The sequence below is a fragment of the Novosphingobium kalidii genome, assembly GCF_040534015.1.
GTDB classification, from domain to species: domain Bacteria; phylum Pseudomonadota; class Alphaproteobacteria; order Sphingomonadales; family Sphingomonadaceae; genus Novosphingobium; species Novosphingobium kalidii.
Genome location: NZ_JBEWLY010000014.1, coordinates 37,165 through 51,138, shown reverse-complemented (window position 1 = coordinate 51,138; position 13,974 = coordinate 37,165). Strand labels below are relative to the sequence as shown.

Below are 13,974 nucleotides of genomic sequence, written 5' to 3'. Positions count from 1 at the left end.
CAAGAAACCAAATGCCCTCTCTGAAGGAGAAGTTTCATGAGCATCACTCCCATCAACGACACCAGCGCTCTTGCTGCGGCCCCGCTCACCGGCCAGAGCATCGCGCAGAATCGCAACGCGGCCGACAGCTGGTTCGAGGCTTTTGCGCAGGCTTGGGGTAACGCGCTCGACAAGCAAGCCTCAACGATCCAGCAGCGCTCTGGCGCGCTCAACGAAGGCGGCGACAACCCCTCGGCCATCACCGAACTGACGGCTGAATCGCTCAAGATGAGCTTCCTGTCGAACAGCTCGCACAGCTCGCTCGACAGCGTCGGGAAGGCGCTTGAAACCATGGCGCGCAAGGGCTGACCATGGCCGTCGAGAGCATCGCGGCGGCCACTGCCGCACCGCCTCCGCGGATGGTCGAGCTCGGCTCGGCTATTCCGCAGGAGCCCACGCCGCAGATGGCCGGGCAATTCGATGCCGCGCTGGCGCAGTCCGGCGCCGTCTCGCCGGCGGGTGGAGTGCCGCCGGCGATCCAGACCATGCTGTCCACACTCGATAGGGTGAACGGCGAGGCCAAAGGCGTTACCGATTACGCCCGCACCGCCGAAGCCTCGGGCGGTGAACTGACGCCTGGCGAGATCGTGCAGCTGACGATGCGCTGCCAGGAATTCATGTTCCACTGCCAGCTTACGTCCAACATTGCCAACCGCAGTTCGGACGGCATCCAGCAGTTGTTCAAGCAACAAGGCTGACAACCCATGCATTCGCTTCGCCTCGCTTTGCGCCGTTGTGGCCTTGCCCTTGCCGCGCTCATTCTGCCGCTTTCCCTCGCGGGGTGCGGGCAGCAGGATATCTACAGCAAGCTCTCGGAAAGCGAGGCGAACGAGATCGTCGCCGCCCTTGGCCAGGCGGACATCTCCGCTTCCAAGCGCGAGGCAGGGAAGGAAGGCTGGAGCGTCGCGGTTGACGACGATCAGTTCGCTCGCGCAGTCGACGTGCTGCGCGCCAAGGGCCTGCCCAAGAACACATACGCCTCGCTGGGGCAGGTGTTCGAAAAGAAGGGCTTCGTCTCCTCGCCGATCGAGGAGCGCGCCCGCCTGAACTACGGCCTGTCGCAAGAGCTCAGCCATACCCTGAGCGAGATCGACGGCGTGGTCGAAGCGCGAGTTCACCTCGCGATCCCAGAGGCCGATCCCTTGTCGCAAGACGTCAAACCGTCCTCCGCTGCGGTCTTCGTCAAATACCAGCCCGGCTTCGACTTGCGCGGCGAAACCGGCGCGATCAAGGCGCTTGTTACCAACAGCGTCGAGGGGCTGGCTTACGACCGCGTCTCCGTGATCATGGTCGCAAGTCAAGTGGCGCGCGAGGATGACGGCATGGCGCTTCAGGGCACGAGCTCGTTTACAATGGCTGGCCTGCTCGCGCTGCTGGGCCTCGGGGGCCTAGGCGCCGTGTTCGTGCGCGACCGGCGGGCGCAACCGCGCCGACGTGAGCACTTGCCGGAGCCTGCGGAGTGAGTGGGGCTCAGGTGAGGGCAATGCTGTCGAGCGCGGCGAGGCTCGCCCGCCAGCTCGATCTGGCGTCTTCGCGCGGCCGCCGCCTGCTTGGACAGGATGCTCCGCCTTTACTTGCAGAACTGCATGACTGGCCGCAGTGGCTTCGCGAGCCGGAGGCCGAACGGCAGCGGATTTTTGCGGTCACCGCCCTATGCGCGAGCAACGATGCGCTGGGCAGGGTGATCTCCGGCGACACGTTACGCGCCTATGCCGACAAGGTAAGCGAGCCGCTGCTCGAGGAGATACTGACGCATGCCGGTCCGGGCGGGGCGCCGCTGCCTACGGCTGAAGCGCTCACCACTGCGGGACAAGCGCATGCGCGGCGCGCCCTGCCGCACCGACTGGCGCTGAGGCTCGGTCTGCAACCCGTGCATGACCGCGAAGCTGCGCGCCATGTCGCGGACGCGGAGACCATGGTTCGCCGCGCGCCGGTGCTGGAAGTCGGGCGATGACCTTTTACCTGATCCACCGCGACGGCAAGGCCCTCGTATCCACAGACCGTCCACTTCTGAAAGCGCGAGAGGCCGGCCCTTTGCGCGACGCCGCTGCCTTGCTGGCACGTGCCGATGCGCTTGAGACGCAGGCTCGCGCCCGTCGCGATGCCGCTGAACGCGAAGCTCGGCAGCGCGGTCTGGAGCAAGGCCTGGAGGAAGGTCGCCGGAACTTTGCTGCCGCAGTTTCCGACCTCACCGGACGTTTGGAAAGCTGGCGGGAGGCGCAGGAGCGGCAGGTCGCCGCCCTCGCACTGGCGGCGCTGCGGCGCATGGTCGACGATATCGGCGACGAGACGATGATGGCGAGCATCGCCCGCCGCGCCGTCACCGCAGTGGCGCCTGGCAGCGATGCCCATGTTCAGGTCGCGCCTGCGCTCGTCGACGTCGTCTCGGCCCGCTTCGCCGCCGACGAGCGCACGCGCGAAGTGCCCGTCCACGGTGATCCCAGCCTTGCCGAGCACCAGTGCCGCGTCACGACTACCGATGGCCGCATTATCGCCGATCTGGCGGTCCAGCTCGGCGAGATCGAGAAACGCTGGAGCCTCACTCATGTCGATTGAAGTGCAGGTCCAGGAGCTGTTCGGCCAGCTCGACGAGGCGCCTCCCTTTGAGCAGCGCGGCCGCGTCAAGGCGGCGGTGGGCACCGCGATCCGCGTGCGCGGCATCACTGCGCGGGTCGGCCAGACTTGCGCATTACTTGATCGCTCCGGAAAGCCGAGCCTCTATGCCGAGGTGGTCGGCTTGGCTGATGGCGACGTCCTGCTGGCGCCCATGGGCGACTTGCGAGGGCTTTCGAGCGAAACGGAAGTGACAGTGCGCGTCGGCGAGGATCACGTGCCCGTCGCCGAGTCCCTGCTGGGCCGCGTGGTCGATGCACGGATGCGTCCGCTCGACTTTGGTGAGCCGATCACCGGTGAGGCGCACCAACCGCTTCATGCCCCCGCACCCAACCCGATGGCCCGCCAGCGGATCGACCGGCAGGTGCAGACTGGCGTGCGCGCGATCGATGGCTTGCTTCCAATCGGCCGCGGCCAGCGCATGGGCGTGTTCGCTGCGGCCGGCGGCGGCAAGAGCACGCTGCTGGCCACTCTCGCACGTCACTCCGAGGCGGACGTCATCGTCATTGCTCTGATTGGCGAGCGTGGCCGTGAAGTGCGCGAATTCGTCGAGGATACACTGGGGCCCGAAGGCCTGGCCCGGTCGGTGGTGATCGTCGCTACCTCCGATCGCCCCGCTCTCGAACGCGCCCGCGCCGCGCATGCGGCCACGGCGATCGCGGAGGGCTTCCGCCGCGCAGGCAAGCATGTGCTGCTGCTGATGGACTCGGTGACCCGCTTCAGCCGCGCGCTGCGCGAGATCGGCTTGTCGGCGGGTGAGCCGCCGGTGCGCCGTGGCTATCCGCCTTCGGTCTTCGCCGAATTGCCGCGCCTGTTCGAGCGTGCGGGCTGCGACGCGAACGGCGCCATCACCGGCATCTACACCGTGCTTCTGGAAGACGAGGAGGACGACCCGGTTGGCGAGGAAGTGCGCTCGCTACTCGACGGGCACATCTATCTGTCGCGCAAGCTGGCGGCGAAAGGGCATTATCCGGCCATCGATGTGCTCGCGAGCCAGAGCCGCCTGTTCGGCCAGATCGTCGCGCCCGAGCAGCGCCGGGCTGCCACGGGGCTGCGCGCCAGCCTTGCCAAGCTCGACGAGATCGAGCTGATCGTCCAGCTGGGCGAATACAAGCCCGGCCACGACCCCGCCGCCGACCGTGCCATGGCCGCGCGTGCAGGCATCGACGCCTTCCTGCGCCAGACGAGCGACGAACATACTCCATTGGGAACGACCCAAGCCTTGCTGAGAGGATTCGAGTGATGGGACAGACAGCCGAGCAATTCCTGCAGGTCATCGGCATCCGCCGCCGCGAACGCGATCGTCGCGAGACCGAGGCACGCCTCGCGCATGAGGCCTATGAGACCGCGGAAGCCGAGCTGGAGCGCGCGCGCCACGCAGTCGACACAGCATGCCGGACTTGCGAGAATGCCCAGCGCGCCCGCGCCGCTTCACCGTGCGATACACTGGTCGCCGACTACGTCCACGCTGAGCACGAGCGGCTCGAATTGTGCAGGCAGGAGGCCGCTTCCCGTGCCGAGATGCTGGCCGCCGCCCAGCGCGCGGTCTCCGCTGCTCGGTTCGAGCGGCAGCGCGCGCAGGTCCGCCTCGATGTGCTCGAAACCGAGCACGCGGCGATCCGGGGCCGGGAGCGCCGTCGCAGCGAACGCAAGCGCGAGGAAGCGCAGCCGCTGCTGAGCGCACTCGCATCGCCATGCTAAGCGGCCCGCCGGCTGCCAATACGCAGTCCGGATGTGCCGCGGATACGCATGCACCCGGCTCGGGCGCGCATACCCGTCCCGCTTCGCCCCCGGGCATCGCCAGCAGCTTTCGCGACGCGCTGCAGGCGCTCGGCGAGAGGGAAGGGGGGCGGCCACGGAAACTTCGCGCGCCTGACCAGCTCGAAGCCGATGCGTGCCCTCCCATGACCGCGGCCCAGCCGCTGAGTGCCGACCAGACCGTGCGTCCCGAGCAGAGGAACGCAGAAGGAGGCGAGGCGATCGTGTGGAATCGCCCTCAAGCTTTGGCACAAGGCGCTGTTGTCAGCGTAGAAGCCCCTGCACCCTCATCGGTAGACCTGTCAGGTGCCGCGATGGCGGCGAAGTTTGCCGAGCGTTTGACCCTTGCAGCACATTCAGGCGGTGAAATTCAACTGCTGCTCGACCCCGCCCGCTTCACCGTCACCAGCGTGACGATCTCAGGGCATCCCGACGGCAATATGTCGTTTGCTTACCAGAGCGGCTCCTCGAAAGACGGCAGCGGGGCCACGCCGGACGAAGAGGCCCTGCGTCAGCGTCTCGAAGCACGCGGGCTCAGCGTTGCCAAGATCGAGCAGAGGAATTGAGGCGGCTGCCAGTCTATTTGCATCACCAACACATGCGGTTGGGCTCCTTAGGATGGCAGTCTACCTAACGGCGCCACATCTACGATCTGCTGTCGCGTGTAGCGACATGGGTGAGGAAGGCCGAACGCGGCATAACCCCGGCCTGACCACTTCGACTATTTGATTTGGTTCAAAACATTCGGAGTGCCCGAGCGGGCGCAGTCGAGAGGTGACGATCAGAGCAGCTGCCTTCCTCGACGATCTCGTCCTTGCTGCCCTCATCGCCCTTGATACCGGGTCATTCCCCAAAGCGCTGGCGCGCTACATCACTACACTTGCGAATGCCTCGCAATTAAACTAACGGCGCTGCGCCAAGACTGGGGACCATCTTGCGCCTCCAGGAAGGAATGTACCTGTGACGACGGCTTTCAATCGATCGAGCCTCCCGCGCCGCACGGCGCTCGCGCTTGCGCTCGTCTGCGCTTCGCCGGCGCTTGCCGACGAGAAGCGTCCGGAAGCCGGTCGCACGGAGGAAGCCGTGCAGGAATGGAGCGGCTCGAAAGACGATATCGTGGTGACAGCACGCGACGCGAGCGCCAGCATCATCGGCAGCCAGACGCCTCTTCTTGCCTACCCGCAGTCGGTACGCGTCATCGATCGCAAAGTCTTGACCGCTCTCGACGCGCGCAGAGTACAGGATGTGCTCGATTATGCCGGAGGTGTGTCGCGCCAGAATGACTTCGGTGGTCTCTGGGACAAGTACGCGATCCGCGGCTTCGCGGGTGACGAGAATGCCGGCCCCGACATCCTGGTCAACCGGTTCGGCAGCAACCTTGGCTTCAACGCGCCGGTCGACACTGCGACGATCGACCGCATCGAAGTGCTGAAAGGCACCAGCGCCGCCCTGTCGGGGCGCGGCGAACCGGGCGGTTCTATCAACATCGTCACCAAGGCGCCTCTCGATCATCGGCATGCCAGCGCCACGCTGAGCTACGGGAGCTGGAACACTCTGCGCGTGACTGGTGACGTGGGGGGGGGCCTGGACGACAGGTTGTCGGTACGGCTCGTCGGCGTGATGGAGAGCCGCGACAGCTTCCGCGATTATGTTTCCGGAGAGAGACAGTTGATCGCTCCATCGATCTCGTGGAAGCCGACCGCAGGGCTCCGCCTGCTCTATCAGGCCGAGTACATGCGCAACGCCACCGTGCTCGATCGCGGCGTGGTGGGCATCGCGGGTGATGCCCGTGCCATGAACCGCTCCACCTTCCTCGGAGAGCCAGCGGATGGACGGATAACGCAGAAGATCCTCTGGCAGCAGGCTAGCGCCTTTGCAGATCTGGGGGACGGCGTGACGCTCGAAATCGGCGGCAGTCATCGAGACGGATCCCTGCGCGGCTTCGGGACAATGGTGGACTCTGGTGCACGCGGGTTGCAGCCCGGCAACCGCACCGCCGGACGCGACCGCCGCTATCACGACTTCTCGTGGAACGACCTGTCGCTGCGCGCCGAACTCACGGCCACGACGGAGCTTTTCGGGCTGGAGCACGATCTGCGGATTGGCGTGGATCGAGTACGCCACGCGCTCGACTTCAGGCTTGATCGCGCACGAGGCACTCCGGCGCAGCCCATCCTCGTGATTGACCTGTTCGCGCCGGTTTACGGTCAGCCGCTGCCGATCCCGCCCGCCGCTCTGAGCCGCACGGCATCGTTCCGTAGCGAGAGCGTCTACGTCCAGGACGTCGTCCGTTACGGACAGCTTACGCTGCTGCTGGGCGCACGCTGGAACAGCTTTCGTGAAGACGTATTCAACCGACTGACCCGTCGCGAACTAGACACCGACGATGCTGGCATCACGCCTCGGGCGGCTTTGTCGTGGCAGGTGGCACGCGGCGTATCGGTCTACACGAGCTGGGGGGAGTCGTTGCGGCTCAACCCGTCAGACGGTAACGCCGTATTCGATGCCGAGCGCAGCCGGTCGACCGAAGCGGGGATGAAAGTTTCCCTTCTGAACGATCGCCTCACCGGAACCGCGGCCGTGTTCGACATGGGCAAGAGAAACGTCCTTAATCCCAACGCAGTCGATCCATTCGTCAAGAGCCAAGTAGGCCGTCAACGCTCCCGCGGTGCAGAGGCAGAAATCACCTACTCTCGCGCCGATGACCTCTACGTCACGGCTGCCTACACTTACGTCGATGCTGAGATCCGCAATGATCAGGATCGTACGCTGATCGGAAAGCCTTTGTCCAACGTTCCAAGGCACAGCGGCAGCGTGTTCGCGCTCAAGACGCTCGGCCGCTTCGGTATTGGCGGAGGACTGACTCACGTCGGCCGACGGGCGGGCGATCCCTTCGGCACCAGCTACCGCCTGCCGGCTTACACCACAGCGCGGGCGGTGCTCAGCTATGCCGTGACCGACGACGTCTCGGTGCGCGTCGATGTCGACAACCTGTTCGACGCTTACTACGTCAGCAGCTCTTACTCCAACGTCTGGACGGTACCCGGCACCCCTCGAAGCATCCGAGCGTCCGTCAGGGCGAGCTTCTAGCCGCGAGGCGTCTCAAGCCGCGCCGACGAAGGGGATTTGCCATGCTCCGTGTTCTGATTGTGCTTGGCTGAGCACCGAGGCGCTGTTGAGCGGCTGGAGCTAAGAGGCTAGCGATACCGCGGAGACTGCCCACGATAGCGGATCGCCTGGCAGCTTCCCCGGCCGCGACGCTGCCCCCCTCGTGAGGCAGTATACAACGAAGTCCACTTCAGTTCCGGATGACCACGGCGGTCAGGCGGCAGACACGTCGTTGAAACTGCTCCACGAGAGGGGCAGGCCCCCTCCTGCTACGCGGCCTGGAGCATATGGGCGAGGTCTTCCTGTGCATCGCCCGTAGGACGGATATCGAACAAGTCGATCAGGACGCCAAGCACCTCCGGCGTGAGGAACTGGGGCAGCGTCGGCCCCAGGTGTATGCGGCGGATGCCGAGATGAAGCATCGTCAACAGCACGGCCGTGGCCTTCTGCTCAAACCAGCTGATCGCATAGTGAAGTGGCAGGTCGTTCACCTCGCAGCCCAGTGTGTCGGCGACGGTCTGTGCAATCCGAATGGCGGAATACGCATCGTTGCACTGCCCAACGTCCAGCACCCGCGGTACGCCGTTGATAGCGCCGAGATCCTCGCGGTTGAAGCGGAACTTGCCACAGCCAAGCGTCAGGATGAGGCTATCTTGCGGAGTGGCGACAGCAAGGTCGTGGAAGTAGTTGCGCCCGGGCCGCGCGCCGTCGCATCCGCCGATCAGGAACAGGTTCTTGACCTCGCCCTTGGCGATCATGCCGAGCAGGGTGTCCGCCACACCCATGACCGTGTTGCGTGCGAAGCCTGCCGGCACGGTTACTTCCGCTGCATCGCTGGCGAAGCCCGGCTGCGCGCGGGCGCAATCGATCGCGGGAGTGAAATCGTGATCGGCGATATGCGTGATGCCATTCCACCCGACCGGTCCTGCAGTGAACAAGCGGTCGGCGTAACCGCGCAGATTGGGGTTGATGAGGCAGTTCGAGGTCATGATGATCGCGCCGGGGAAGGCGGCAAAGTCCTTTTGTTGGTCCTGCCAGGCGCCGCCGTAGTTGCCGGCGAGATGAGCATACCTCTTCAGGCCCGGATAAGCGTTCGCCGGCATCAGCTCGCCATGTGTATAGACGTTGACGCCCGTTCCTTCCGTCTGTTGCAGGATCGCCTCGAGGTCGCCCATGTCATGGCCCGAGACGAGCAGCGCCTTGCCCGCTTTTGGGGTCATGCGCACCATGCTGACCTCGGGATGGCCAAAGCGGCCAGTGTTCGCGGCGTCGAGCAGTTCCATCACCTTCAGGTTCAGCGCGCCGACGGCGAGTGCTTCACGCAGCAGCGCGTCCATGTCGTTCGGATCGCCAGCGAGAAATGCGCTGATCCGGTGGAACTCAGCGCATACCGCTGCCTCTTCGGTACCGAGCACGCGCGCATGCTCGCTGTAGGCCGCCGTGCCCTTGAGCCCATAGAGAATCAGGTTGCGCAGGCCGACGATGCTGGGGCCGTCGCGATCCATGAACCGCTGGATTCCGGCAAGCGGTGCCGCCTCGCTCAATTCAGCAAGGCTCGTGCCCGGCTGCCAGGTTGCAGGTTCCGGCAGATCGTGGAGGTCCGCTCCAACCTCGACGGCGAGGCGCTCGGCAGCCTGCCTCATCGCCAAGGCCTCGCGGATGAGAGTCTCGAACCGGCTCGCGTCGAAGTTCACGTTTGTAAGCGTGGTGAACCAGGCATGGGGTGTGAACGCGTCGACCGCTGGCAAATGCGCGCCCTTGCGGGCGGTACGATCAGCGAAAACCGACACGCCCTGCATGATCCGCAGCAGGACATCCTGAAGGTCGGCAACATCAGCCGTTTTTCCGCAGGAGCCGATCCTGACCGCACAACCACCTTTGTTCGACTGCTCGCACTGAACGCAATACATCGCTTCTGCCTGCTTTAATATGAGTGACGAACTCCTCTTTAGACGCACGAGCGAGCAGCACTTTGACTTCGGTCAAACTCGTGGGCGCGATGTCGCTGCATGGCGCACGAAGAACGGAGGCGCTTCACTCGTGCAACTCACAAGGCAGACAGATTACGCGCTGCGGCTGCTCATCCATCTCGCGAATCTCAAGGGAGCGCAGACGTCCATCTCTGACATCGCAGCGGCTCAAAGATTGTCGCGTACGCACCTGATGAAGATCGCGAATCTCCTCAGCAACTCCGGTTTTTTAAAGGCGACGCGGGGCCGTGGCGGCGGGATCGCACTCGGACGCGCGCCTGAGCTGATCACGATCGCGGATGTTGTCAGGGCGACGGAGCCGGACTCCCCGCTGATCGACTGCACGGGGTGCCGCCAGGATAGCGGATGTCGGCTGCGCAGAGTCTTGGATCAGGCCGAAGCCGCGTTCTCGCAGGTCCTCGCCCGAACGACGTTGGCGGACGTCTCTGATCCGGTCGCCGGCCCGAACAGCGTCTACGAGCAGCAATACAGCAATCTCAAGGCTCGCTCGCGGCACTGAACCCGAACTGCCCGCTCAATCACCCGTGCATACTTGGTCGAACAATGGTGCTGAATCCATCGGTTCAACACCCCTCCAAAAGGTAGTAGCGGATCAGAGATCACAATCCAAAGCTCGTCCCCTCAGTCCCGCTAAGCCAGTGCTGGAAGTTGCTTATCGCTACGGCTGGCGAAGGCCTGTTTGCAACTGGCGGTCTGACCGCGCGTTAGCTGTCCAACTACTTCAGGAACAACATGCGCCTGATCCACTGCCTTGCCTGGTGTTCGAGCGCCGCAACACTCGTCATCGCGCCGGCGGCGTATGCCGACGACGTGTGGATCGGAGTGTATCAGCACGACGTCACGCTCGCGCAGGTTCGTTTCGAAACCGGGCAGGATATCAAGCTCGGCTGGATCGGCGAGACGCTCGATGGCTTGAAATCGATCGGGCGCCCGGCGCCACATGTGCTCGTTTCGAAAAGTCTGTCCGGCCAAACCGATTACGTAGCGGTTGGTTTGAACTGGACTTTGGGTAGCAAGTTTTACGCACGTCCAGGCATCGGACTAGCACTCAATAACGGACCTAGACGGGCGATCAGGGATGGCCAAAGGGTCGATCTCGGCTCGCCGATCACCTTTGAGCCCGAGCTTGCCGTGGGTTGGCGGATCGATGCTCGGTATCGGGTCGAGGCCTCCTGGATCCACCTTAGTCATGCGACGATATTCAGCGGCCAGAACCGAGGGATGGACTCGATGGGCGTGAGGCTGCTTGTGCACTTCCCGTGACACCGCCCCATGTGGAGCCCATCTCGTTTTAAAGCGACGGGGCGAGCTTAACGATGCTCCCGCCGGAGTCAGCATCTTGGCCCGCGGCCTTGGTCGCTTCGACAGGCCTCTCGACACCTAAAGTCTCAAGCACTGATACAGCGCCAGCGAAATCAGGTGCACAGTACGTTTGCACGCCTGCTGCAGAAATTTGCGCCAGCAATTCTGCTTTGGCGCCGCTGGCACAAAATTGCGTGACGTCGCGGATGAAGACGGCTCCGACGCGATCGGGGAAAGCGCGAACAGCTTCGGAGTAGATCTCCACATCCTTCTGTCCATTGTCTCCCATCAACAGGAATTTGTGACCAGGATAGAATTCGAGGATAGTCCGGATCGCTTGGATCTTGTGCTTTTCATGACCGGAATCGATCAGCTTTGTCGCGTCGATGCCCAGATCCTTCAGGAACATGGGCCCGTGCGGTATCCGGTTCAGCTCCATGAATTCGGTAAGGAACTCGTACAAGCTCCAGGGGCTTGAAGAGACATAAAAGAACGGCCGCGTCGGAGCTACATGGTCGCGGGCTATCACGCGGTACAAGTCCGAAGCGCCCGGTACTGCAATTCTGTCCTCGGGCCGCTCAGCGAGAATGCGGCGCCAGTTCTTCAGGAAATCGACAGTCCCCGTCTCAATCACGGTGTCGTCGATGTCCGAGATGATGCCCCAGTGATTGTCGCGGCCCGGCGCGAGCACCGGCACGACGATGGAGGGCGCCTGCATCACATGGCCAGGCGTCGCGAGTCGAACTGCTTCCCATGTTGTCGATTGCGGCAGCGGTTTGTCCAAGGGGACAGCAAAGCTGAAGTATCCCTCCTCATCGCTCATTGTCTCCGCGATCTGGCCTTCTGCTTCGCAGCGAACCCTCACGCCAGAGACCTCGTGACTGTTGTAGATTGCCAGCATTGCCCTGAACTTGGACCAGGTGGTGTCGTTCGGGGTCGGCAGATTCCTGGATCTGACCATCCGCCCTCGCACCCGCAGTTCGGCGTCGTTGCGATAGCCAGCGAAGGCCAGCATGCGGAGTTGATCGTCTCGCCTGTCTCCAGAAAGGAGGTTCTGAAGTCCTTCGAGGTCCCCCTCCAGCTCGTGGGCCACGCGGTGGAGGAATTGGCGCAGGGGATGCGAAGAGGAGGTCATGATCAAGTGATGAATGCGCCGACGCGCATCTGGGTTTCAATCAAACAGTCAGCAGCAGTTTTCGGGAGCAGGCGCTTAAGCTGATTGTGCGGCGATCGTAGGCTCGTGATCACACGAACCTTCCGGCCGCTGCTAACTCGTCCTGCATCTTGCACCGACCTGGCGTTTGCACCTGTGCCATTGCGGCGCAGCAATCTAACGATCGCTTTCAAGCCGGTCCCCGTTTTGATACTGCAACTTCATGTTTCGCTTCGCACAGCTCTGCGGATTTCGCCTGCACAGACCAGTTGGCAGCGTGTTTGCCGACAAATCTCTCACGGCGGCCACTTGCGACCGGTATGGCCGAGAGATCATCCAGCAGGATGAAGGGTTCTGGCGGACAGTGCCTGCCAGCATGCCCGTGGTCTGGCGCAAGCCGGACGCGCACGAGATGACCTTGCGCACTCTGGTTCTTCCCTGAGCGTGCAGGAGCGGACCAGAGATCTGCGCCAGCTGCGCGTCGCGATTGTTCACCCTTTTCTCATCAGCAATGGTGGCGGCGAGAAGGTCGTCGAAGCGCTCGTGGCGACGTTCCCACGGGCCGAGCTTTTCACACTGATGGCGGATCGCAGCACGTTATCTCCGCTGCTCCTAGAACGCCCCATTCACACGACCGTCCTTGATCGGGGGCCACGCGCCTGGCGATACTATCAGCACCTGTCGCCGCTCTACGACTTTGCGACTGCACGCCACGATGTTTCAGGATTCGACCTCGTCATCAGTTCGGGGGGGCCAGGAGCCAAGACGGTAACCGTGCCAGGCGGCATTCCGCACATCCACTATTGTCACTCGCCCGTCCGCTATCTGTGGGATCAGCATGAAACCTGGTTGGAGCGTCTACCGCTCGCCATTCGACCAGCGTTCGCCCTCTCGGTTCGAGGACAGCGCAAGCGAGATCTTGCGGCAGTAAACCGCGTCGACTCGTTCGTAGCCAATTCGCGCTACATCGCAGCTCGGATAAGACGGTATTATGGGCGGGACAGCGCGGTGGTTTACCCGCCCGTCAGCTTGAGCAGCGCGCCGGTCATGGAGCGGGCTGGTGACTACTATCTGACCGTAGGCCGTCTGGTGCCCGGCAAGCGTACGGAGCTTCTCATCGCGGCGTGCAATCGCCTGAGGCGGCGATTGATCGTAGCAGGGGGGGGGGCGGAGTTAGCTGCCTTGCAGGCGCTTGCTGGTGAAACAGTCGAGGTGCTTGGCCGCGTCAGCGAAACACGTCTGCAGGAACTCTATGCTGGCGCGCGCGCTTTTCTTTTCGCGGCCGACGAGGACTTCGGGATCGCAACAGTAGAAGCCCAGTCGTACGGCCTCCCGGCGATTGCCTACGGCCATGGGGGATCATTGGAAATCCTGAGCGATGGTGCCGAAGGGACTACTCCCGATGCCGTTTTCTTCGCAGAGCAAAGCAGTGCGGCTGTCGAGGGTGCCATCGTGCAGTTCGAGGCGGAGGAGGATCGTTTCGACCGCTGCGAGATACAGCGCAGGGCCGCTCGGTTCAGCGCAGAGCGCTTTCGGGAGGGCATGGCCGGCGTGGTGCTTGAAGCACTCCGCTGAAGTCACTCCTCACGGTCGAAGGTGTGTGGAGAAGAAGGTAATCAGCCGCGTTGAGGCTCACAGACGAACCTGCAGCTCACCCTCGAATTCTTTGGGCAACCGCAGAGGCGTTATCGCGAATGCGCATGTTCTCCGGCGTCATAGTTGCGTACTGTCGCAACCGCAGTGGAGAGGTGCTTTCTATATGCACGCGCTCTTCAATAGGCAGGTTCGGCCTGAATCCCATCGTGGGACAGTAGCTTGGCTTCACGTGTTGAATTCTACATGAAGTATATTCAGAAAATATCTTGGAGCTGTGGAAATTTATTAAGCATAACGCATAATCAATATATTGATACTAAAAAATATGCGGGGGTTATCAGGGAAGGTGTCGCTAGAGAATCATACTACTAATTGCGGGTTAATTAAACTACCGCAGTAGAATGTCCACCTTGT

The 13,974-nt window shown here is 63.1% G+C and carries 16 protein-coding genes; 14 read left to right on the top strand and 2 right to left on the bottom strand.

The features are described 5' to 3' along the window. Positions 1-36 precede the first annotated feature (36 nt). The 10 genes from ABVV53_RS10055 (at position 37) to ABVV53_RS10010 (ending at position 7,500) form a co-directional block, all read left to right on the top strand. Complete coding sequence (locus ABVV53_RS10055; protein WP_353984293.1) at positions 37-348, top strand: hypothetical protein; 312 nt, start codon at positions 37-39, stop codon at positions 346-348. A gap of 2 nt (positions 349-350) precedes the next feature. Further along, entirely contained in the window at positions 351-737 is a 387-nt protein-coding gene (locus ABVV53_RS10050; RefSeq protein ID WP_353984292.1) for a hypothetical protein, read from the top strand. Between the two features lie 6 nt (positions 738-743). After that, positions 744-1,502 (top strand): type III secretion system inner membrane ring lipoprotein SctJ, encoded by a 759-nt coding sequence (gene sctJ, locus ABVV53_RS10045; RefSeq protein WP_353984291.1) that lies wholly within the window; start codon positions 744-746, stop codon positions 1,500-1,502. Beyond that, entirely contained in the window at positions 1,499-1,993 is a 495-nt protein-coding gene (locus ABVV53_RS10040) for a hypothetical protein (RefSeq protein WP_353984290.1), read from the top strand. Before sctJ ends, ABVV53_RS10040 begins: the two co-directional genes overlap by 4 nt. Beyond that, on the top strand, positions 1,990-2,595 hold the full coding sequence (locus ABVV53_RS10035; RefSeq protein ID WP_353984289.1) for a FliH/SctL family protein: 606 nt from the start codon (positions 1,990-1,992) through the stop codon (positions 2,593-2,595). Before ABVV53_RS10040 ends, ABVV53_RS10035 begins: the two co-directional genes overlap by 4 nt. After that, entirely contained in the window at positions 2,585-3,895 is a 1,311-nt protein-coding gene (locus ABVV53_RS10030) for a FliI/YscN family ATPase (protein ID WP_353984288.1), read from the top strand. The genes ABVV53_RS10035 and ABVV53_RS10030 overlap by 11 nt, the downstream gene beginning before the upstream one ends. Then, the gene (locus ABVV53_RS10025; RefSeq protein ID WP_353984287.1) at positions 3,895-4,353 is read left to right on the top strand and encodes a hypothetical protein; all 459 of its coding nucleotides are present in this window, start codon (positions 3,895-3,897) and stop codon (positions 4,351-4,353) included. The genes ABVV53_RS10030 and ABVV53_RS10025 overlap by 1 nt, the downstream gene beginning before the upstream one ends. 203 nt (positions 4,354-4,556) lie before the next feature. Continuing rightward, complete coding sequence (locus ABVV53_RS10020) at positions 4,557-4,976, top strand: hypothetical protein (protein WP_353984286.1); 420 nt, start codon at positions 4,557-4,559, stop codon at positions 4,974-4,976. A 208-nt stretch (positions 4,977-5,184) separates the two neighbouring features. Continuing rightward, positions 5,185-5,316: a hypothetical protein gene (locus ABVV53_RS10015; RefSeq protein ID WP_353984285.1), complete on the top strand. Its 132-nt coding sequence runs from the start codon at positions 5,185-5,187 to the stop codon at positions 5,314-5,316. Positions 5,317-5,370: 54 nt separating this feature from the next. Then, positions 5,371-7,500 carry a TonB-dependent receptor gene (locus tag ABVV53_RS10010; RefSeq protein WP_353984284.1) on the top strand — a complete coding sequence of 710 codons (2,130 nt, stop codon included), beginning with the start codon at positions 5,371-5,373 and terminating at the stop codon, positions 7,498-7,500. Positions 7,501-7,787: 287 nt separating this feature from the next. Here ABVV53_RS10010 and hcp read toward each other — a convergent pair whose 3' ends face one another. Next, positions 7,788-9,428, bottom strand: a complete 1,641-nt coding sequence (gene hcp, locus ABVV53_RS10005) for a hydroxylamine reductase (RefSeq protein ID WP_353984282.1) — start codon at positions 9,426-9,428, stop codon at positions 7,788-7,790. Positions 9,429-9,558: 130 nt separating this feature from the next. Between hcp and ABVV53_RS10000 the strand changes: the two genes are divergently transcribed. Both ABVV53_RS10000 and ABVV53_RS09995 read left to right on the top strand, forming a co-directional pair. Beyond that, complete coding sequence (locus ABVV53_RS10000; RefSeq protein WP_353984281.1) at positions 9,559-10,008, top strand: RrF2 family transcriptional regulator; 450 nt, start codon at positions 9,559-9,561, stop codon at positions 10,006-10,008. 233 nt (positions 10,009-10,241) lie between these two features. Continuing rightward, entirely contained in the window at positions 10,242-10,772 is a 531-nt protein-coding gene (locus ABVV53_RS09995; protein ID WP_353984279.1) for an acyloxyacyl hydrolase, read from the top strand. Positions 10,773-10,800: 28 nt separating this feature from the next. Here the strand turns inward: ABVV53_RS09995 and ABVV53_RS09990 are convergent, their stop codons facing one another. Further along, positions 10,801-11,946: an App1 family protein gene (locus tag ABVV53_RS09990; RefSeq protein ID WP_353984278.1), complete on the bottom strand. Its 1,146-nt coding sequence runs from the start codon at positions 11,944-11,946 to the stop codon at positions 10,801-10,803. A 241-nt stretch (positions 11,947-12,187) separates the two neighbouring features. Here ABVV53_RS09990 and ABVV53_RS09985 point away from each other — a divergent pair, with 241 nt between their 5' ends. Beyond that, positions 12,188-12,406, top strand: a complete 219-nt coding sequence (locus tag ABVV53_RS09985; RefSeq protein WP_353984277.1) for a hypothetical protein — start codon at positions 12,188-12,190, stop codon at positions 12,404-12,406. A 2-nt stretch (positions 12,407-12,408) separates the two neighbouring features. Continuing rightward, positions 12,409-13,539 carry a glycosyltransferase gene (locus ABVV53_RS09980; protein WP_353984276.1) on the top strand — a complete coding sequence of 377 codons (1,131 nt, stop codon included), beginning with the start codon at positions 12,409-12,411 and terminating at the stop codon, positions 13,537-13,539. Positions 13,540-13,974: the final 435 nt, after the last annotated feature.